A 19,199-nucleotide genomic window follows, 5' to 3' on the forward strand; every position below is an offset into this window, starting at 1 on the left:
TGACATCATGACCATTCGTACCCACATTCTTGGCTTTCCCCGTATCGGCGCCGCGCGCGAACTGAAACTGGCACTGGAAAGCCACTGGCGCGGCGAGCTGACCGAGGCGGCGCTGGAAGCGACGGGCCAGCAATTGCGCGCGCGCCACTGGGCGCTGCAGCGCGACGCCGGTCTCGACTACGTCACCGTGGGCGACTTCGCCTTCTACGACCAGGTGGCCAACCATATCCAGCTGCTGGGCTGCGAACCGCCCCGTTTCAGCTTTGCGCCAGAGCAGTCGCCGCTGTCGCGCTATTTCACGATGGCGCGCGGTGAAGAAACGCATGCGGAGCACGCGGACTGCGGCCACGCGCACCCTGCACACGCCGCAGGCACTGCCGCGCTGGAAATGACCAAGTGGTTTGACACCAATTACCATTATCTGGTGCCCGAATTGTCGCCGCAGACCCGGTTTTCTCTCGCTTGCGAGCGCTTGCTGGCGGAAGTGGCCGAGGCGCAGGCGCTGGGCCATCAGGTCAAGGCGGCCCTGATCGGCCCCCTCACCTTCCTCTGGCTGGGCAAGGAAAAGACACACGGCTTCGACCGCCTGTCCCTGCTGGAACAATTGCTGCCCGTCTACGGCGCCCTGCTCGACCGCCTGAAACAGCAAGGCGTGGCGTGGGTGCAGGTCGACGAACCGATCCTGGGCCTGGACTTGCCCACCGCGTGGCGCAGCGCTTTCGAGAGCGCGTACTGGCAACTGAACCAGGTAGGTATCAATATCCTGCTGGCCACGTATTTCTCGCCGCTGGAAGAAAACCTCAGCCTCGCCTGCCGCCTGCCCGTGGCCGGCCTGCACGTGGACGGCATCCGCGCGCCGCATGAACTGGTCAGCGTGACAGATTGGCTGCCCGCGCATAAAGTCTTGTCGATCGGCATCGTCGACGGGCGCAACATCTGGCGCACCGACCTTGACGCGGCCCTGGCCGTGCTGCAGCCGCTGGTGGCCAAGCGCAACGGCAAGCTGTGGCTGGCGCCGTCGTGCTCCTTGCTGCACGTGCCGTTCAGCCTGGAAGCAGAAACAGAGCTCGACGGTGAAATCCGGACCTGGCTGGCGTTCGCCACGGAAAAACTGGCGGAGATCGCCATCCTCAAGGGCGCGCTCGCAGGCCATCCTGATGACAGCGCACTGGCCGTTTCCCGTCAGGCCATTGCCAGCCGCCGCGCCAGCGCCCGCGTGCATCGTCCGCAAGTGGCGCAGCGCCTGCAAGCGCTCACGCCCACCGTGGACCGCCGCGATTCCAGCTTCCCGCTGCGCCAGGCCGTGCAACGCGCGCGTTTCCAGCTGCCCGACTTCCCGACGACAACCATCGGCTCCTTCCCGCAGACGACGGCCATCCGCGCCGCCCGCGCGAGTTTCAAGCGCGGCGAACTGGCCATCGCCGATTACGAACAGCAGATGCGCGCCGAAATCGCCCACGCCGTGGGCCGCCAGGAAGCACTGGGCCTGGACGTGCTCGTGCATGGCGAAGCGGAACGCAACGACATGGTCGAATACTTCGGCGAGCAACTGGACGGTTTTATCTTCACGCGTCACGGCTGGGTGCAATCGTACGGCTCGCGCTGCGTCAAGCCGCCCGTCATCTATGGCGACGTGCAGCGCCCGGCCGCCATGACGGTGGCCTGGACGGTGCACGCGCAAAGCCTGACGCATAAACCGGTGAAGGGCATGCTGACGGGGCCGGTGACGATCTTGCAATGGTCGTTCGTGCGCGACGACCAGCCGCGCGCCACCACGGCGCTGCAGATCGCCCTGGCCATCCGCGACGAGGTGGCCGACCTGGAAACGGCCGGCATCGGCATCATCCAGATCGACGAGCCGGCCATCCGCGAAGGCTTGCCGCTGCGCCGCGGCCAGTGGGATACTTACCTGGCCTGGGCCACGCGCGCCTTCCGCATCGCCGCGTCCGTCGTCAGCGACGCGACGCAGATCCACACCCACATGTGCTATGCCGAGTTCAATGACATCCTGCCGCAGATCGCCGCCATGGACGCCGACGTGATCACGATAGAGACGAGCCGCTCGGACATGGAACTGCTGACGGGCTTTGGCCAATTTCAATATCCGAACGAAATCGGCCCCGGTGTGTACGACATCCACTCGCCGCGCATCCCCTCGACACCCGACATGGTGGCATTGCTGCAAAAAGCCAGCGCCGTGATTCCAGCGGCCCATTTATGGGTCAACCCGGACTGCGGCCTCAAAACGCGGGGCTGGGTGGAAACGGAAGCGGCTTTAAAGAATATGGTCGCGGCGGCGCGGCAGATGCGCGCGACTGCATGACATAAGCCGACCCAGGCCGCATGCAGGGCTGCTTTCAGGGCGGCGCACCGGTTTTCCGGGGCGCCGTCCGTTTTTTTTGACATGAAGTAGGTGTTGCCCTGCGGAATAGCATGCGCCAGGCCCCTGACGCCGATTTTTTTGCAGTAGAATGCAAGAAATTTACTGCTCCCATTGTTGCCGTACGGAACATCTGGCCTGCCGCAGTTTCACTTTGATAAATGTTTATGTCCAAAAGCCCGTCGCAGAAGCCTATCGAAATCAAGATTTCCACCGTCGTTGCTGTCTCCGCCATCATGCATAGCGCCGATACACAGGCCCTCGATGCCGCCTTGCGCGACATGACGGGAGGCGTGGCCGACTTTTTCGAGGACGACCTGGCCGTGCTGGACGTGGCGGCCTTGCCGCCCGGCAGCGTGCCCATCGACTGGGCCGCCCTGGTGGCCCTGCTGAAGAAATACCGTTTGAATGCCGTGGCCGTGCGCAATGCGCCGGCCGACATGCATGACGCCATCCTCGCGCAAGGCTTGAGCCTCGACAGCGGCAAGACGCGCGACGATGCGCCGCCCAAGGATGGCCCCAAGGATACGCCCACGGCGGCGGCCCAGTCGGGCGCCGACGCCCAAGTGATGGTGATCGACACGCCCGTGCGGGCCGGCCAGCGCATTTATGCGCGCGGCTGCGACCTGATCATCACCGCTGTCGTCAACAATGGCGCCGAAATCATCGCCGACGGCAGCATCCACGTGTACTCCTCGCTGTACGGCCGCGCGCTGGCCGGCGCCTCGGGCAATCCCCAGGCGCGCATCTTCGCGCTGGCGATGGAACCGGAACTGGTCTCGATCGCCGGCGTGTACCGCACGTTCGAGGATGGTTTCCCCGCAGAAATGGCGCGCGGACCCGCGCAAATTCGTTTGGCTGGAGACAGAATCGATATACACTCTGTCAATCCGGTCACTCCCGTGAACCGCTCTTAAGCTGCACAATTCAAGAGATATCTGAAAAGGATTATTTGTGGCAAGAATTATTGTTGTGACGTCCGGCAAGGGCGGTGTCGGCAAGACGACCTCTAGCGCCAGTTTTTCCACTGGCCTGGCCATGCGCGGCCACAAGACAGCCGTGCTCGACTTCGACGTAGGCCTGCGTAACCTCGACCTGATCATGGGTTGCGAGCGCCGCGTCGTCTACGACCTGATCAATGTGATCAATAAAGAGGCCACCCTGAACCAGGCCCTGATCAAGGACAAGCACTGCGACAACCTGTTCATCCTGCCCGCATCGCAAACGCGCGACAAGGATGCCTTGTCGGAAGAAGGCGTGGAACGCGTGTTGAACGACCTGATCAACATGGGTTTCGAGTTCATCATCTGCGATTCGCCGGCCGGTATCGAGCATGGCGCGCTGATGGCGCTGACGTTCGCCGACGAAGCCATCATCGTCACCAACCCGGAAGTGTCGTCTGTGCGCGATTCGGACCGCATCCTCGGCATCCTGCAAGCCAAGTCGCGCCGCGCGCAGACGGGCGGCGAGCCGGTCAAGGAACATTTGCTGATCACCCGCTACTCGCCGAAACGCGTGGAATCGGATGAAATGCTGTCCTACCAGGACGTGCAGGAAATCCTGCGCATCCCGCTGGTGGGCATCATTCCGGAGTCGGAGCAAGTGCTGGCCGCCTCGAACCAGGGCAACCCGGCCATCCATTTCACGGGCACGGACGTGGCGCAAGCCTATGAAGACGTGGTCTCGCGTTTCCTCGGCGAAGAAGTCGAGTTGCGCTTTACCAACTATGAAAAGCCTGGATTACTCCAGCGCATTTTTGGGGCGAAGTGATATGGCCTTGCTTTCTTTCCTCTTCCCCCCCAAGCCGAAGACGGCCACCGCGGCCAAGGAACGCCTGCAGATCATCATCGCCCGCGAACGCAGCGGACGCGATGGTCCGGACTTCCTGCCCGCCCTGCACAAGGAATTGATCGCCGTCATTTCCAAGTACACCAAGGTCAACGCCGACGACATCAAGATCTCGCTGGACCGCCAGGGCAACCTGGAGGTGCTCGACGTCAACGTGGTGCTGCCGGACGCGTAATATTTAATCCGGCCTGACCGCGAGCAATTCCTGCGCCACCGCGGCGCAGGCGTTTACGTGCTGGTTGCCGATCTGGCGGAACACGGCGTAGCCGATGGCTGCCGCCACCGCCTGGCCGGCAAACGGCACGAAGCGCGCCACCTGCTTGGTGGCAATCTTGACGCCACTGCGCTTGAGCAGGTGGAGGATCAGTTCGCGCGACACCAGCTTTCCTACCAGCATGCCACCCATGCCCACCGCCGCGCGGTAGGCCATCATCTTGAACTGCGGGTTCAGGCGCTCGATCTGCTCGGGCGTCAGGCCGAATTCGTGGTTGATATCGTTGATCAGCATGGAAAACAGGCCCACGTCGGACATCAGGTCGACGCCGGGAATGGGAATGGCCGAGGCGCCCGCCGACATCATCGCGCGCCGCTGCACCAGGCGCCGGCAACGCTCGCGCACTTGCTCGATTTCCGCACGACTGGCCGGTATCAGTGTCCAATCGGTAGTGCTCTTGTCTGGCATGGCCGCTTCTCCACAGTAGGGGGTAGATGAACAAGTGTAACGTAAAGGCTCCGCCCTCCGATTTCACTGGACACAGTTGCAATCTCTGTTATATTTCACTTGAGCATTCCTTAACATTACGATAAGCAGAGCAGACCGTCTGTTTGTTGCTACACACTCCAGCCAATTATGCGAATTGCCGTACTCGATAGCGATCATAGCCAGGCAGAAATGATCTGCCAGGTGCTCACCGCCGCCGGCCACGCTTGCCACGAGTTTCAGAGTGGTAAGGAAATGCTGGGGCAACTGCGCAAGGACAGTTGCGACATGCTCATCCTCGACTGGCATGTGAGCGATCTGGACGGTGCGGAAGTCTTGCGCCGTGCCCGGGAAAAACTGGCGCCGAAGGCGCCCGTGTTGTTTATGACCAACAGTTCCGGCGAAGATGATGTGGTGGCGGGCATGACGGCCGGCGCCGACGATTACATGATCAAGCCCCTGCGGCGCAGCGAACTGACCTTGCGCACCCAGGCGCTGTTGCGCGTGGCCTATCCGGCCCAGAATGGCGCCGAGTACTTGCAATTCGGGTCCTACACGTTTGAAACCCGCCCCGGCCGCCTGCTGCGCGATGGCGAAGTACTCGACGTGACGCACAAGGAATTCGCCCTGGCGCTGCTGTTTTTCCGCAACCTGGGCCGTCCCCTGTCGCGCGCCTATATCCACGAAGCCGTGTGGCAGCGCGACACGGCCCTGCCTTCGCGCACCATGGATACCCACGTCTCGCGCGTGCGCAACAAGCTGCAGCTGAAACCGGAACACGGCTACCGGCTCGTGCCCGTCTACAGCTACGGTTATCGCCTGGAAAAACTGGGCGGCTGAATGGCGGCAACGGCTGACCTGCTCAAAGCGCGGGCACAAAGCGCTATAATGTCGGCATAAGTCACCCCAACAGCCCTGAAATGCAACTGCTCGCCGTCGGCCTCAACCATACCACCGCCCCAGTGTCGCTTCGCGAACAGCTGGCGTTTGCGCCTGAGCACTTGGGTTCGGCGGTGATGGCGGCGCGTACCTGGTTCCAGCGCATCGACTTGCGCGACAACGACGAAGCGGCCATCCTGTCGACGTGCAACCGCACCGAGCTGTATGCGGCCAGCCATGTGCCCAATCCGCTCGACGCGGGCGCGCATTTCCTGGCCGACTACCACCAGCTCAATTACAGCGAGCTGCGCCCGCACTTGTATATGCTGCCGCAGCACGATGCCGTGCGCCACACCTTCCGCGTCGCCTCCGGGCTCGATTCGATGGTGCTGGGCGAAACGCAGATCCTCGGGCAGATCAAGGACGCCATCCGCACGGCCGACGAGGCGGGCGGCCTGGGCACGTATCTGCACCAGTTGTTCCAGCGCAGCTTTTCGGTGGCCAAGGAAGTGCGCAGCAGCACGGAAATCGGCGCCCACAGCGTGTCCATGGCGGCCGCCGCCGTGCGCCTGTCGCAGCGCATCTTCGACAAGATCGCCGAGCAGAACGTGCTGTTCATCGGCGCCGGCGAAATGATCGAATTGTGCGCCACGCACTTTGCGGCGCAAAACCCGAAAAGCATCACCATTGCCAACCGCACCATGGAACGGGGCGAGGAACTGGCGCACCGCTTCAACGGCAAGGCCATCCGCCTGGCGGACTTGCCGGAGCAGCTGCACCAGTTCGACATCGTCATCTCGTGCACGGCGTCATCGTTGCCCCTGCTGGGCCTGGGCCTGGTCGAGCGCGCCATCAAGGCACGCCGCCACAAGCCCATGTTCATGGTCGACCTGGCCGTGCCGCGCGATATCGAAGCGGAAGTGGGCCGTTTGAACGACGTCTTCCTGTACACGGTCGACGACCTGGGCAAGGTCGTGCAAACGGGCCTGGAAAGCCGGCAAGCGGCCGTGGCACAAGCCGAAGCCATCATCGAGACGCGCGTGCAATCGTTCATGAGCTGGGTCGACGACCGCGCCATGGTGCCCGTCATCCAGCATTTGCATGAAAACAGCGAATCATTGCGCCTGATGGAAGTGGAACGGGCGCGCAAGATGCTGGCCAAGGGCGCCGACATCGATGCCGTCCTCGAAGCGCTGTCGAAAGGCTTGACGGCCAAGTTCCTGCACGGCCCGCAGCAGGCGCTGCACCACGCGCAAGGCGACGAGCGCAAGCAACTGGTCACCCTGCTGCCGAAACTGTTCCGCCCCCGCCGTTAGCGCAGCCCCGCTGGCCGCCCGCGCGCGGCCACCCCTGCCCGCCTGCCGTAGTTGCAGAACCTGCACCATCCCTACACTCTTTACCGCGAATCGCTATGAAACCATCCATGCTGGCCAAACTCGATCAACTGGCGAACCGCCTGGTCGAACTCGACGAACTGCTGATGCACCCGGACGCCACGTCGAACATGGACAGCTACCGCAAGATGACGCGCGAGCACGCCGAACTGGGCCCGCTGGTGGCCCTGTACCGCTCCTACCAGGAAGCGGGCAACGATATTACGACGGCGCAAGAGATGCTCGGCGATCCGGACATGAAGGAATTCGCCCAGGAAGAAATCGAAGCGGCGAAAACCACCATGGCGCGCCTGGAACGCGAACTGCAGACCATGCTGCTGCCGAAGGACGTCAATGACGAGCGCAATATCTTCCTGGAAATTCGCGCCGGCACGGGCGGCGACGAATCGGCCCTGTTCGCCGGCGATTTATTACGCATGTACACGCGCTTTGCCGAGCGCAACCGCTGGCAGGTGGAACTCGTGTCCTCGTCCGATTCCGACCTCGGCGGCTACCGCGAAGTGATCGTGCGCGTGGTGGGCAATGGCGCGTATTCGAAACTGAAATTCGAATCGGGCGGCCACCGCGTGCAGCGCGTGCCGGCCACGGAAACGCAGGGACGCATCCACACGTCGGCCTGCACGGTGGCCGTGATGCCGGAAGCCGATGAAGTCGAAGACGTCAACATCAACCCGGCCGACTTGCGCATCGACACCTACCGCGCCTCGGGTGCCGGCGGACAGCACATCAACAAGACGGATTCGGCCGTGCGCATCACCCACTTGCCGACCGGCATTGTGGTCGAATGCCAGGATGACCGCAGCCAGCACAAGAACAAGGCGCAAGCGATGAAGGTGCTGGCCGCGCGCATCAAGGACGTGCAGTTGCGCGAACAGCAGTCGAAGGAAGCGGCCACGCGCAAGAGCCTGATCGGCTCGGGCGACCGCAGCGAGCGCATCCGTACGTACAATTTCCCGCAAGGCCGGCTGACGGACCACCGCATCAACCTGACGTTATATAAACTCGACTTCATCATGGATGGGGATTTGACGGAGTTGACGAATGCGCTGGCGGCCGAGCATCAGGCGGAATTGCTGGCGGCACTCGGTGACTAAACGCTGACGCCGCTGTGTCGGCTTACGCTGCGCTAAGCCGACCTACGCCAACCTACGCCGCGATTTGTAGGTCGGCTTGGCGCGCAGCGCGTAAGCCGACAGCTTTAAGTAGCGGCTAAGCAATAAAAATCGGCCCTTGTGCGAAAATGACCAGCTCGATTCCATCCACCTCACCGTGTCGCCCATGAAAAATTCACGCACCGTCCTCCTGTTGACCGCCGCCCTGTGTTTCCTGATGCTGGGCGTGGCCATGTATTTGCAGCATGCCATGAACATGGCGCCGTGCCCGCTGTGCGTGATCCAGCGCTACCTGTTCCTCGCCATCGGCATCGCCTGCCTGGCCGGCGCGGTGGCCAACCGGCCGAAAATCGGCGCCAGCGTCGGCTTGCTGGCAGCCCTGGGCGGCCTGGGCGTGGGCGCCAAGCATTTGTACGTGCTGGCCAACCCCGGCTTCTCGTGCGGCATCGATCCGGTGGAAACGGCGCTGAACAAGGTCTTCACGGCCGAACTCATGCCCTTCATGTTTGAATCGTACGGCGCCTGCGAAAGCGCCGGCGAGCCGTTTTTCGGCCTGTCGATCCCGCAATGGGCATTCGCCTGGTTCGCCATCTTCGCCATCGCCATGCTGTGGACCTTGCTGCGCCGTCAGAAATAATTGAAAGCACCATGCCAGAAACCTTGATTCCCGCCGGCAGCACTGTCGGCGCCCTGCAAATCCGCCCGCTGCTCGACCCGCTCGATAACCGCATTTTGCTCGGCCACGCGCTGGGCCTGTCGCGCGTGAGCCTGATCACGCAATCGGAGCGTGTACTCACTCCCAACGAAACGGAACGGCTGTCGAACTTGCTGGCGCGCCGCCTGCAGGGCGAGCCCATCGCCTATATCGTCGGCCAGCGTGAATTTTTCGGCCTGCCGTTCGAAGTCAACGACGCCGTGCTGATCCCCCGCCCCGACACGGAAGTGCTGGTGGAACTGGCGCTAGAGCGCCTGCCACCGGGCGGACGGGTGCTCGACATGGGCACGGGCAGCGGCGCCATCGCCGTTGCGCTCGCGCACACGCGGCCCGACGCCGTCGTCACGGCCCTGGACGTGAGCAGCGCGGCGCTGGCCGTGGCGCGCCGCAACGCCAGCGCCAACGGCGTCAACATCACCTTCATGGCCAGCGACTGGTTCGAAGCGCTGGGCACGGAAAAATTCGACCTGATCGTCTCGAATCCCCCCTACATCGCCAGCGGCGACCGCCACCTGGCCGAAGGCGATCTGCGCTTCGAACCGACGGGCGCGCTGACCGATCACGCGGACGGCTTGTCGGCCCTGCGCACCATCGTTTCCGGCGCCGCGCGCCACCTGGCTTCAGGCGCCTGGCTGCTGATGGAGCACGGCTACGACCAGGCGGCATCCGTGCGCGGCTTGCTGGCCGACGCCGGCTACAACAAAGTGCAAAGCTGGCGCGACCTGGCCGGCATCGAACGGGTCAGCGGCGCCCGCCTGGGCTGACGGCCGCCACCTGCGCAAAGCTTGACCCGGCAGCGCGCCAGATCCCCCCGCAGTTTGTTAAACTATCAAGCGAATTCCTGACCGAAGCGCCGTTCCCGTTGCCCGGGACGGACGCTGGCGACGCGGCGTTTTTTGGGCCGGCGCCGACGCATTTGCCAAAATTCGGTTAATCTCAGCACAAATTATTTATATGCTGCACAAGAAAGGAAGCTCAAATTGCCCAACCTGTTGACTCGCCGCCTGGCATTGCTGACCGAAGATGCCAACCGCGCGCTGCTGGGCGGCTTGCGCGGCATCGAACGTGAAACCCTGCGCGTCGACCACGCCGGCCATCTGGCTTCCACGCCCCATCCCGCCGCTCTGGGCTCGGCGCTGACGCACCCTGAAATCACCACCGACTACGCCGAGGCGCTGCTCGAATTCATCACCCCGGCCGAAGCCGACATCGGCGTCACGCTCGACAAGCTCGACACCGTGCACCGCCACGCCTACAGCCGCCTCGGCGACGAGTTGCTGTGGAGCCAGTCGATGCCATGCCAGCTGCCGCCCGAAGCGGAGATCGAGATCGCCAACTACGGCACCTCGAACATGGGCATGCTCAAGCACGTCTACCGGCGCGGCCTGGCCTTGCGTTACGGCAAAGCCATGCAATGCATCGCCGGCATCCATTACAACTACTCGCTCGACGAGCAGCTGTGGCAAGTGCTGGCCAGCAATCCGGACACCAGCGCCAGCGCCACGCAAGCGGCAGCCACGCCGAAAGACGTGCAGTCGGAAAGCTATCTGGCAACGATCCGCAATTTCCGCCGCTACAGCTGGCTCCTGATGTACCTGTTCGGCGCTTCGCCGGCCCTGTCCGCCGGTTTCCTGCGCGGCCGCGCGCACAAGCTCGACACCTTGTCCGACGACACCCTGTTCCTGCCGTACGCCACCAGCCTGCGCATGAGCGACCTCGGCTACCAGAACGATGCCCAGTCGGGCCTGCGTCCGCACGAAAACAGCCTGGAAGACTACGTCAACGCGCTCACGCACGCCGTCAACGACCCGTATCCGCCATATGCGGCGCTGGGCACCAAGAAGGATGGCGAGTGGATTCAGCTGTCCACCAACGTGCTGCAGATCGAAAATGAATACTATTCGACCATCCGCCCGAAGCGCGTGATCCGCACGGGCGAGCGCCCGATCCAGGCTCTGTGCCTGCGCGGCGTGCAATACATCGAAGTGCGCTGCATGGACGTCGACCCGTTCGAACCGGTCGGCATCAGCCTGGAAACGGGCCGTTTCCTCGACGCGTTCCTGCTGTTCTGCGCGCTCGACGACAGCGGTCCCATCTCGGCCGAGCAAAGCGCCTGCTACACGAACAATTTCGCCCGCACCGTCAAGGAAGGCCGCAAGCCGGGCTTGACCCTGCGCCGCGACGGCGAGGAGATCACCCTGCAGGCCTGGGGCGAGGAATTGCTGGCACGCATCGCCCCCGTGGCAGCGCTGCTCGACTCTCGCCATGGCGGCACGCAGCACGCGGACAGTCTGGCGGCGCAAGCCGTCAAACTGGCCAACCCCGATGCGACGCCATCGGCGAAGGTATTGGCCGAGCTGCGCGCCAACGGCGGCTCGTTTGCCGCCTTCGGCCTGCAGCAAAGCGAACGCCATGCGGCGTTTTTCCGCGCGCATCCGCCCATACCCGAGCAAAGTGCGTATTTCGACGCGATGGCCGCCAGCTCGCTGGCCGAGCAGCGCGCCATGGAAGCGGCACCGGCCGGCAGCTTCGACGATTTCGTCGCCGCCTACCGCGCCAGCACCCTGTGCTCGCACACCTGATCCTGCCCGACTTTTCGCCTGGCGCCCCATGCTGACCTTCTACAATGAATTGCACGGCCAGCACCGGGGCCGCTTCGAGATGTTTCGCGGGACCATGGTGCCCTGCTTCGAGACGCCCGAACGGGCCGACATGGTGGTGGCCGAGCTGGGACGGCGCAACCTGGGCCGCATCGTCACGCCGCACGGCGTGCCGCTGACGTCGTTAGAGCGCATCCACACGCCCCGTTACCTGCATTTTTTGCGCCACGCCTGGCATGACTGGCTGGCGCTCGACCCCGACAACGCGGGCAAGGATGCACTGCCATCCGTGTGGCCCGTGCGCACCTTGCGCAGCGATATCGAACCGGACGACTTCACGGCCAAGCTGGGCCTGTACTCGATGGACAATGGCACGCCGCTGACGGCCGGCACGTGGACGGCGGCCAAGACGGGCGCCGACTGCGCCGTCAACGCGGCCCACGCGCTGCGCCTGGGCGAGCGCGCCACGTTCGCCCTCACGCGCCCACCGGGCCACCACGCGGGCAGCGACTTTTTTGGCGGCTACTGTTTTCTGAACAACGCGGCCCTGGCCGCACAGCATTTGCTCGACGATGGCGCCCGCAAGGTCGCCATCCTCGATATCGACTACCACCACGGCAACGGCACGCAAAGCATCTTTTACCAGCGCGACGACGTGCTGTTCGCCTCCATCCACGCCGACCCGCGCAATGAGTATCCGTTTTATCTGGGCCACGCCGACGAGACGGGCAGCGGCGCGGGGCTCGGCTACAACGTCAACCTGCCGCTGCCGGCCGGCAGCACCACGGCCAGCTGGTTCGCCGCGCTGGAAACGGCCTGCCTGCGCATCAATATGTACGCGCCCGACGCGCTGGTGGTCTCGCTCGGTGTCGACACCTTCGCCGGCGACCCGCTGTCGCACTTCGCCCTGCAAAGCGGCGACTACCTGCGCGTGGGCGAGCGCCTGGCCCACCTGAACCTGCCCACCGCCTTCATCCTCGAAGGCGGCTATGCGGTGAAGGAAATCGGCATCAATGTCGTCAATGTGCTGGAAGGTTTTGAGACGGCGGAGTAATTCTGGGGTCAGCCCCCCGTCCACGTTGACGGTGAGCCTGGCGTTAGCGGTGTTGAGGGTCTGACCCCGGCTTTAGCAGCTCTACATATTCCGGAACAAGGCCATGAACGGCTGGCTCACGGCCAGCGTTTCCGGCCGTGTCTTCAGGCGCAAGGCGCCGCGTCCCACCTCGTCGCGCGTCACCGACGCCACCATCTTCATGTTGACGATGGTGGAGCGGTGGATCTGCTTGAAGATGGCCGGGTCGAGCACGTCGAGCAGTTCGCGGATCGGCTTGCGCAGCAGCGCCTCGCCGTCCGCCGTCATGACGGCCGTGTACTTGGTGTCGGATTGAAAATAGGCGATGTCTTCCACCATGATCAGCCGCGTATCCTTGCCGCTGCTGGCCGTCAGCCACACCAGCGGCGGCGACTTGGCGGCCGCCGGCAAGGCGCGGCTCAATTGCTGCAGCAAGCCGGCCAGCGCGCCGTCGCCCGCCCGGGCCTTGCCGGCCCGCGCCTGCACGCGCTGCAGGGTCGCTTGCAGGCGCTCGCGTCCGATCGGTTTCAACAGATAATCGACGGCGCCCTTGTCGAAGGCATCGATCGCGTACTGGTCGAAGGCCGTGACGAACACCACCTGCGTGGCGGGACTCGCTTCAAGCGCGCCGGCCGCCACTTCCAGCCCCGTCAGGCCCGGCATGCGGATGTCGAGGAAGGCGACGTCGGGCTTGTGCGTGGCGATGGCCTCGAGTGCCGTGCCGCCGTCGTCGCAGGCGGCGACGATGCGCAAGTAGGGCCACTCTTCGGCCAGCAGGGCCACGAGCGCATCGCGCAGCAGGGTTTCATCTTCGGCGATGATGCAAGTCATCTCAGGCTGATGCATACGACACTCCTTGCGCCGTGCTGTCCGGCACCGTGATGGTGGCCGTCACGCCATCGGGGAAATTGGCGACGATGGCAAACGCGGCGGCGTTGCCGTAGGTCAGGCGCAGGCGTTCGCGCACATTGCGCAGGCCGATGCCCGTGCCGGCGCCGTCGTCGCTGAATCCCTTGCCATCGTCGGCCACCGTGACGATCACCGTGCCATCGCCGCTGCGCGCCATGATCCAGATGGTACCGCCGCCGCTTTTCGGCTCCAGGCCATGCTTGATGGCGTTTTCCACCAGGGTTTGCAGCATCATCGGCGGCAGCTCCACCTGGCGCAGGTATTGCGGCACTTCGATCTGCAGGTTCAAACGCCCGCCCATGCGGATTTTCAAAATATCGAGATAGGCGCGCGCCCGTTCCAGCTCCGTGCCCAGGGTCGACATCGCTTGCTCCGTGCGTGGCAGCGAGTGGCGCAGGTACAAAATCAGGTTGCCCAGCATTTCATCGGCGCGCACGGGGTCGCTGCGCGTGAGCAGCTGCGCGCTGGCCAGGGTGTTGTACAGGAAGTGCGGCTCAACCTGCGCATGCAGCAGGCTCAGCTTGGCCACCGTGAGTTCCTTTTCCGTCACCGTCTGGCGCGCCTCGGCCTGCTCGCCGCGCCGGCGCTGCGCCACGCGGCGCGTCATCGCCCGCGTCACCGCTTCCGCGTTTTCCAGGTTGCTGCCATGGTCGACGAGGAACCAGTCGGTCCAGGCATTGCGCGCCGGTTCGCAGATCAGGGTCACGCTGCCCGCCTCGCCATTCGGCGTGACGGTGGCGAGGATCTGGTTCGGCCGCGGCTCGAGGAAACCGAGCACGCGCATGCGGGGCAAGCCCGTGTGCGTGTACGGCGCCGGGCGGCGCACTCTAGCCTGCACTTGCAGGCTGTCGCGCGCGCTTTCGACCACTTCGCTGCCCGGCAGTTCGCGGATGGCCGCGTCGATCATGTCGAACGCCTCGCCCGCCTCGAACGGGATCTCGATCTGGCGCCGCTGGCGGCTCGACAGGGTGCCGGCATTGACGGTGCCGGCGATCAAGCGCACGCGCCGCACGTGCGAAAACGCATTCGTGATGACGGCGCTGGCCAGCAGCGCGCCGACGATGACAAAGAAGCCTTCCGTATTCCCGAAGATATAGCGCAGGAAGTTCTCGACCAGGATCGCCGTGGCGATGATGTACGTGAGCATCGTGGCCACGGTGATGCGCAGGATAAAGAAGAGGCTAGTCATGATTTTTCCTTGGTATTGAAGTGGGCCAAGCATAACCATCGGTGCGCGCGGCGGTGGCCATTATGCGATGGAAGGGCAATACTGGCGACAAAGGCATCAAAATAAAGTATCAGTCCACGCCATCCCAAAATAAAATCGCTTGCAATTAAATAGCGCACGATATATATTGTGTACATGGACGCCGGCAAGTGCTTCTGCAGACGGAGATCCTGGGGCGACAGCCCACGAAACAAGTAGTACACTATTTAGTAGCCACCTATTTATTTACCTAAAGGAACCATCATGTCGATCAAACAAGTCCTGTACCGCGCTCAAGCCACCGCCACCGGAGGCCGCGAAGGCCGTGCCGTGTCGTCCGACAACGTGCTGGACGTCAAACTGACCACGCCAAAAGAACTGGGCGGCAATGGCGCCGTCGGCACCAATCCGGAACAACTGTTCGCCGCCGGCTACTCGGCCTGCTTCATCGGCGCCATGAAATTCGTCGGCGGTCGCGACAAGATCGCCGTGCCAGCGGACCTGTCCATCGAAGGCAACGTCGGCATCGGCGCCATCGAAACGGGCTTCGGCATCGAAGTGGAATTGAAAATCTCGCTGCCAGGCATGGAACGCGCCGCCGCCGAAGCGCTGGTCGCCGCCGCCCACATCGTGTGCCCGTACTCGAACGCCACGCGCGGCAACATCGACGTCACCTTGACGATCGTGTAATCTCCGCTGCATGCACTCTACCTCCCCGGACGCGCCACTTGGCGCGGCCGGGGATTTTTGCTTTAGCGCAGCGCCTGCAGCAGCTTGTCCGCCAGGGCCGGTGCCGAGGCGGGATTCTGCCCCGTGATCAGTTCGCGGTCGACCACGACGTTGCTGGTCCACGGAGTCTGGTTCTGCACATACTGCGCGCCGGCCGCCTGCAAGCCCGACTGCGGATAGAACTTCATCGTCCCGCCCTTCAGCGCGCCTTGCGCCGCCAGTTCTTCCTGATTGCTGATCACCGTCATGCGGTAGCCGCTGTAGATCCAGTCCGCCGGCATGGGCGGCGTGCGTCCCGCTTCCAGCGCGGCCGCAAACGCTGCCGCCTGCGGCAAAGCCGACAGCAAGGCGATGGGGCCATGGCACAGCAGCGCCGTCGGCTTGCCGTCCGCATGGAACTGGCGCAGCAAGGCGCCCAGGCTGGCATCCTTCAACAGATCCTGCATCGGCGCGTGGCCGCCCGGCACCAGCACGGCCGCGTAGTGGCCATAACCGATCTGCTCCACGCGCTTCAGGCTGATCACGGGCGAGCGGCCCGGCACCGTCAGCGCCAGCTGGTCCAGCAGTGCCTTGTGCGCCGCGTGCGCGGTGGCGTCGCCGCCAAAGTAATCGACCGTATCCGAGCTCGCGTCCAGGGTGGGCGCCTTGCCCTGCGGCGTGGCGAACGTCACCGTGTGGCCCGCGTCGAGCAGCTTCTTCACGGGCTGCATCAATTCATTCAGATAAAAACCCGTCGGGAAGACCTTGCCGTCGCGCAGCTCGAGGTGATTGGCGTCCGACAGCACGACGAGGACATCGGCCGCCTGAGCGGTGGAAAAGGCGGCGAGCAACAGGCTGCTGATCAGTAATTTTTTCATGGTGTGGCCTTTCTGTAGAGAGGTCACCAGCATATTCCGAATCAAAATACGGAAAAATGATGAATAATGCACAGCACTGATGCAGAATAAGACCGAATAGAAGCGCCGAATAGGAATGAAATGGACAAATTGCAGGCGATGCAGCTGTTTCGCCGCGTGGCCGAGCTGGGCAGCTTTCGCCGCGCCGCCGACGAACTGGACCTGTCGGCTTCGTATGTGAGCCGGCGCATCGGCCAGCTGGAGCAGGAACTGGGCGGACGCCTGATGACGCGCACCACGCGCCAATTGGCGCTGACGGAAACGGGCGCCGCCTACCTCGAGCACTGCCGCAAGCTGCTCGACGAGCTGGCGCAGGCGGAAGACATGGTGGCACACTCGACGGCGCACGTGACGGGCCGCCTGCGCATCAACGCGCCGCTGACCTTGGGCGTGGGCGAATTGGCCGAGGGCCTGGCCGATTTCATGGCCGACTGGCCCGCGCTGCGCCTGGACGTCGACCTGAAGGATGAATATGTCGATCTGGCGGCCGCCAACTACGACCTGGGCTTTCGCGTCACCACCGCGCTCAACGATTCGAGCTACGTGGCGCGCCATATCCACGACTACCGCCTGCACATCTGCTGCGCGCCCGCCTATCTGGAACGCCACGGCCCCGTGCGGGAAGCCACGGACCTGACGCGCCAGCGCTGCTTCATCTACAGCCACGCGCTGTTCGGCAGCCGCTGGCCGCTGCGCCATGCGGGACCGCACAGCGACATCGAAGTGCCGAACTGGGTCCGCACGAACAACACGCTGTTCATGCGCAGCCTGATCCTGCGCGGCCTGGGCATCGGCATCCTGCCCACCTTTGTCTGCCGCGAGGAACTGGCCAGCGGCGCCCTGGTCGAGCTGTTTCCGGACATTGAGCGGCCCAGCCTGGCGCTGTTCGCCATCTATCCATCGCGCCAGCTGGTGGCGCCCCGCGTGACGCGCTGCATCGAGCACCTAAAGCACTGGTATGCGCAGCGCTATCCCACGCCGGCCGCGTGAAGCCGGTAAAATCACGCCACTCTCAATCAAGGATGACCCATGATCAGCTGGCAATGGAACACGTTCGACGAACTCGGCCCCCACGATTTGTACCAGGTGCTGGCTCTGCGCCAGCGCGTGTTCGTCATCGAACAGCAGTGCATTTACCCGGACCTGGACGGCCATGACCAGCAAGCCATGCATTTGCTGGGCTGGCAAACGGTCGATGGCCAGCGCCGTCTGGCCGCCTACCTGCGCGTGCTGGCACCGGGCGCCAAGTATGTGGAAATGTCGCTGGGCCGCGTGCTGACGGCGCCCGAGGCACGCACCACGGGCGCCGGCAAACAGCTATTAACGGAAGGCATCGCCCGCGCCGTACGCCAGCATCCTGGCCACGCCATCCGCATCGGCGCACAGCAGTACCTGGAGCGCTTCTACCAGTCGTTCGGCTTTGTCACCGTCAGCGCGCCGTACGACGAAGACGGCATACAGCACGTCGACATGCTGCGCGCGGTGGAGCAAGCGGCATGACGACGGCCCTGATTTCCTGGAGCGGCGGCAAGGATTCCTGCCTGGCCCTGTGGCGCGCGCGCAACGCCGGCATGGACGTGCCGCTGTTGATCACGGCCATGGATGAAGATGGCCGCAAATCGCGCTCGCACGGCGTGCCGCCCGAGCTGCTCGCCGCGCAGGCGGCCAGCCTGGGCGCGCGCCTGCAGCGCTATCACGCCAGCTGGGCCAGCTACGAAGAGCAATTCATCGCCATGCTGCGCGCGGCCAAGGCCGAGGGCATCGATCACGCGCTGTTTGGCGACATCGACCTGCAGCCGCACCGCGACTGGGAAGAAAAAGTCTGCGCGGTCGCCGGCCTGACGGCGCACCTGCCCCTGTGGGGCGGGGATCGCCGCGCGCTGGTCGACGAATTTCTCGCCGCCGGCTTCAAGGCCATCGTCGTGTGCATCAATGGCCGGCACCTGCCGCGCGCATTTTGCGGACGCGAGTTCGACGCTTCCTTCCTCGCCGACCTGCCGCCCGGCGTCGACGCCTGCGGCGAAAACGGCGAATTCCACACCTTCGTCTACGACGGTCCCGCCTTCAGCGCACCGGTGGCGCTGCGCCGCACGCAAGTGCTGCAATATGACGCGCCGGCCAATCTGGGCGGCGCCACGTATTACTTCCAGGAGCTGGCCCCGCCCGAGGCGTAAAGGGCCCGCCAAAGCAAAAAGGGCGATTCCGTGGAATCGCCCTTTTGTTTGCTGCCCTGCGCGTGCCTACTTTTTCGTCACGCTCACCAGCTTGATCTCGAACAGCAAGCCGGCATAGCCAGGAATCTTCGGCGCGCTGCCCGCCTTGCCATAACCGAGGTCATACGGAATGGCCAGCACGCGCGTGCCGCCGACCTTCATGCCGACCAGGCCGCGGTCCCAGCCCAGGATGACCTGGCCGATACCGAGAGGGAAACTAAAACCGGCGCCGGTCTGGTTCGCATCGAACTGCACGCCCTTGTTGCCCGGCTTGCTTGCGTCATACAGCCAGCCCGTGTAAGTCACCAGCAGGGTGTCGCCCGCTGCCGCTGCCGTACCGGTGCCGACCACCGGATCGGTAATGGTCAGTTCTTTCACTTGCGTATTCGGGTCGAGCACGACCGGCTTCTCGGTGTTGGCAGCAGCACCGCAAGCGGTCAGGGCCACGGCACAAGCGAGGGTGGCGATCATTTGAAATACCGATTTCATGGTTTCCCTTTAAATATTGGTGTGTGGCTGAGGCCCGTACGGTGCGGACCGGTGCG

At 64.0% G+C, this 19,199-nt stretch carries 20 protein-coding genes; 15 read left to right on the forward strand and 5 right to left on the reverse strand.

The features are described 5' to 3' along the window. Nucleotides 1-7: 7 nt before the first annotated feature. The 4 genes from metE (at nt 8) to minE (ending at nt 4,403) form a co-directional block, all read left to right on the forward strand. Nucleotides 8-2,323, forward strand: coding sequence for a 5-methyltetrahydropteroyltriglutamate--homocysteine S-methyltransferase (gene metE, locus KO538_RS13135; protein WP_219328548.1), 2,316 nt, complete (start codon nt 8-10; stop codon nt 2,321-2,323). Between the two features lie 224 nt (nt 2,324-2,547). After that, complete coding sequence (minC, locus tag KO538_RS13140; protein ID WP_086137425.1) at nt 2,548-3,297, forward strand: septum site-determining protein MinC; 750 nt, start codon at nt 2,548-2,550, stop codon at nt 3,295-3,297. Between the two features lie 37 nt (nt 3,298-3,334). Next, a complete protein-coding gene (gene minD / locus KO538_RS13145; protein ID WP_034752889.1) occupies nt 3,335-4,150 on the forward strand; it encodes a septum site-determining protein MinD in 816 nt (271 codons plus the stop codon). A 1-nt stretch (nt 4,151) separates the two neighbouring features. Beyond that, nucleotides 4,152-4,403 carry a cell division topological specificity factor MinE gene (gene minE / locus KO538_RS13150; RefSeq protein WP_034752886.1) on the forward strand — a complete coding sequence of 84 codons (252 nt, stop codon included), beginning with the start codon at nt 4,152-4,154 and terminating at the stop codon, nt 4,401-4,403. 3 nt (nt 4,404-4,406) lie between these two features. Here minE and KO538_RS13155 read toward each other — a convergent pair whose 3' ends face one another. Beyond that, complete coding sequence (locus KO538_RS13155; protein WP_219328549.1) at nt 4,407-4,910, reverse strand: YcjF family protein; 504 nt, start codon at nt 4,908-4,910, stop codon at nt 4,407-4,409. A gap of 168 nt (nt 4,911-5,078) precedes the next feature. Between KO538_RS13155 and KO538_RS13160 the strand changes: the two genes are divergently transcribed. From KO538_RS13160 to KO538_RS13190, 7 genes are all read left to right on the forward strand, one after another. Then, nucleotides 5,079-5,768: a response regulator transcription factor gene (locus KO538_RS13160; RefSeq protein ID WP_219328550.1), complete on the forward strand. Its 690-nt coding sequence runs from the start codon at nt 5,079-5,081 to the stop codon at nt 5,766-5,768. 80 nt (nt 5,769-5,848) lie between these two features. Then, a complete protein-coding gene (gene hemA, locus KO538_RS13165) occupies nt 5,849-7,123 on the forward strand; it encodes a glutamyl-tRNA reductase (RefSeq protein ID WP_034752880.1) in 1,275 nt (424 codons plus the stop codon). A gap of 95 nt (nt 7,124-7,218) precedes the next feature. Beyond that, nucleotides 7,219-8,295: a peptide chain release factor 1 gene (gene prfA, locus KO538_RS13170; RefSeq protein ID WP_034752877.1), complete on the forward strand. Its 1,077-nt coding sequence runs from the start codon at nt 7,219-7,221 to the stop codon at nt 8,293-8,295. A gap of 184 nt (nt 8,296-8,479) precedes the next feature. Beyond that, on the forward strand, nt 8,480-8,950 hold the full coding sequence (locus KO538_RS13175; protein ID WP_034753580.1) for a disulfide bond formation protein B: 471 nt from the start codon (nt 8,480-8,482) through the stop codon (nt 8,948-8,950). 11 nt (nt 8,951-8,961) lie between these two features. Further along, a complete protein-coding gene (prmC, locus tag KO538_RS13180) occupies nt 8,962-9,792 on the forward strand; it encodes a peptide chain release factor N(5)-glutamine methyltransferase (protein ID WP_046681907.1) in 831 nt (276 codons plus the stop codon). Between the two features lie 216 nt (nt 9,793-10,008). Further along, nucleotides 10,009-11,610, forward strand: coding sequence for a glutamate--cysteine ligase (gene gshA / locus KO538_RS13185; RefSeq protein ID WP_219328551.1), 1,602 nt, complete (start codon nt 10,009-10,011; stop codon nt 11,608-11,610). Between the two features lie 28 nt (nt 11,611-11,638). Next, nucleotides 11,639-12,682, forward strand: a complete 1,044-nt coding sequence (locus tag KO538_RS13190) for a histone deacetylase family protein (protein WP_058049326.1) — start codon at nt 11,639-11,641, stop codon at nt 12,680-12,682. Between the two features lie 81 nt (nt 12,683-12,763). On the opposite strand, the gene KO538_RS13195 is transcribed toward KO538_RS13190, so the two are convergent. Both KO538_RS13195 and KO538_RS13200 read right to left on the reverse strand, forming a co-directional pair. Next, nucleotides 12,764-13,546, reverse strand: a complete 783-nt coding sequence (locus KO538_RS13195) for a LytTR family DNA-binding domain-containing protein (RefSeq protein ID WP_219328552.1) — start codon at nt 13,544-13,546, stop codon at nt 12,764-12,766. Further along, complete coding sequence (locus tag KO538_RS13200) at nt 13,533-14,798, reverse strand: histidine kinase (protein WP_219328553.1); 1,266 nt, start codon at nt 14,796-14,798, stop codon at nt 13,533-13,535. The genes KO538_RS13195 and KO538_RS13200 overlap by 14 nt, the downstream gene beginning before the upstream one ends. 282 nt (nt 14,799-15,080) lie before the next feature. On the opposite strand from KO538_RS13200, the gene KO538_RS13205 reads away from it, so the two are divergent. Next, a complete protein-coding gene (locus KO538_RS13205) occupies nt 15,081-15,506 on the forward strand; it encodes an organic hydroperoxide resistance protein (protein ID WP_034752862.1) in 426 nt (141 codons plus the stop codon). A 62-nt stretch (nt 15,507-15,568) separates the two neighbouring features. On the opposite strand, the gene KO538_RS13210 is transcribed toward KO538_RS13205, so the two are convergent. Further along, nucleotides 15,569-16,402 (reverse strand): type 1 glutamine amidotransferase domain-containing protein, encoded by an 834-nt coding sequence (locus KO538_RS13210; RefSeq protein WP_257620335.1) that lies wholly within the window; start codon nt 16,400-16,402, stop codon nt 15,569-15,571. A 120-nt stretch (nt 16,403-16,522) separates the two neighbouring features. On the opposite strand from KO538_RS13210, the gene KO538_RS13215 reads away from it, so the two are divergent. Genes KO538_RS13215 through KO538_RS13225 form a run of 3 tightly spaced genes read left to right on the forward strand, consistent with a single transcriptional unit; the run spans nt 16,523 to nt 18,615 of the window. Then, complete coding sequence (locus KO538_RS13215; RefSeq protein ID WP_219328555.1) at nt 16,523-17,431, forward strand: LysR family transcriptional regulator; 909 nt, start codon at nt 16,523-16,525, stop codon at nt 17,429-17,431. Nucleotides 17,432-17,470: 39 nt separating this feature from the next. Beyond that, nucleotides 17,471-17,941 carry a GNAT family N-acetyltransferase gene (locus KO538_RS13220; protein WP_219328556.1) on the forward strand — a complete coding sequence of 157 codons (471 nt, stop codon included), beginning with the start codon at nt 17,471-17,473 and terminating at the stop codon, nt 17,939-17,941. Beyond that, the gene (locus KO538_RS13225; protein WP_219328557.1) at nt 17,938-18,615 is read left to right on the forward strand and encodes a diphthine--ammonia ligase; all 678 of its coding nucleotides are present in this window, start codon (nt 17,938-17,940) and stop codon (nt 18,613-18,615) included. The genes KO538_RS13220 and KO538_RS13225 overlap by 4 nt, the downstream gene beginning before the upstream one ends. Before the next feature lie 66 nt (nt 18,616-18,681). Here the strand turns inward: KO538_RS13225 and KO538_RS13230 are convergent, their stop codons facing one another. Continuing rightward, nucleotides 18,682-19,143, reverse strand: coding sequence for an FKBP-type peptidyl-prolyl cis-trans isomerase (locus KO538_RS13230; RefSeq protein ID WP_034752853.1), 462 nt, complete (start codon nt 19,141-19,143; stop codon nt 18,682-18,684). Nucleotides 19,144-19,199: the final 56 nt, after the last annotated feature.

This window comes from Janthinobacterium sp. NKUCC08_JDC (assembly GCF_019345575.1).
Taxonomy (GTDB): domain Bacteria; phylum Pseudomonadota; class Gammaproteobacteria; order Burkholderiales; family Burkholderiaceae_D; genus Janthinobacterium; species Janthinobacterium aestuarii.

Coding starts and splice junctions, on each gene's coding strand:
- metE (WP_219328548.1), top strand. CDS start 8: ATGACCATTCGTACCCACATTCTTGGCTTTCCCCGTATCGGCGCCGCG.
- minC (WP_086137425.1), top strand. CDS start 2,548: ATGTCCAAAAGCCCGTCGCAGAAGCCTATCGAAATCAAGATTTCCACC.
- minE (WP_034752886.1), top strand. CDS start 4,152: ATGGCCTTGCTTTCTTTCCTCTTCCCCCCCAAGCCGAAGACGGCCACC.
- KO538_RS13155 (WP_219328549.1), bottom strand. CDS start 4,910: ATGCCAGACAAGAGCACTACCGATTGGACACTGATACCGGCCAGTCGT.
- KO538_RS13160 (WP_219328550.1), top strand. CDS start 5,079: ATGCGAATTGCCGTACTCGATAGCGATCATAGCCAGGCAGAAATGATC.
- hemA (WP_034752880.1), top strand. CDS start 5,849: ATGCAACTGCTCGCCGTCGGCCTCAACCATACCACCGCCCCAGTGTCG.
- prfA (WP_034752877.1), top strand. CDS start 7,219: ATGAAACCATCCATGCTGGCCAAACTCGATCAACTGGCGAACCGCCTG.
- KO538_RS13175 (WP_034753580.1), top strand. CDS start 8,480: ATGAAAAATTCACGCACCGTCCTCCTGTTGACCGCCGCCCTGTGTTTC.
- prmC (WP_046681907.1), top strand. CDS start 8,962: ATGCCAGAAACCTTGATTCCCGCCGGCAGCACTGTCGGCGCCCTGCAA.
- KO538_RS13190 (WP_058049326.1), top strand. CDS start 11,639: ATGCTGACCTTCTACAATGAATTGCACGGCCAGCACCGGGGCCGCTTC.
- KO538_RS13195 (WP_219328552.1), bottom strand. CDS start 13,546: ATGCATCAGCCTGAGATGACTTGCATCATCGCCGAAGATGAAACCCTG.
- KO538_RS13200 (WP_219328553.1), bottom strand. CDS start 14,798: ATGACTAGCCTCTTCTTTATCCTGCGCATCACCGTGGCCACGATGCTC.
- KO538_RS13205 (WP_034752862.1), top strand. CDS start 15,081: ATGTCGATCAAACAAGTCCTGTACCGCGCTCAAGCCACCGCCACCGGA.
- KO538_RS13210 (WP_257620335.1), bottom strand. CDS start 16,402: ATGAAAAAATTACTGATCAGCAGCCTGTTGCTCGCCGCCTTTTCCACC.
- KO538_RS13215 (WP_219328555.1), top strand. CDS start 16,523: ATGGACAAATTGCAGGCGATGCAGCTGTTTCGCCGCGTGGCCGAGCTG.
- KO538_RS13220 (WP_219328556.1), top strand. CDS start 17,471: ATGATCAGCTGGCAATGGAACACGTTCGACGAACTCGGCCCCCACGAT.
- KO538_RS13225 (WP_219328557.1), top strand. CDS start 17,938: ATGACGACGGCCCTGATTTCCTGGAGCGGCGGCAAGGATTCCTGCCTG.
- KO538_RS13230 (WP_034752853.1), bottom strand. CDS start 19,143: ATGAAATCGGTATTTCAAATGATCGCCACCCTCGCTTGTGCCGTGGCC.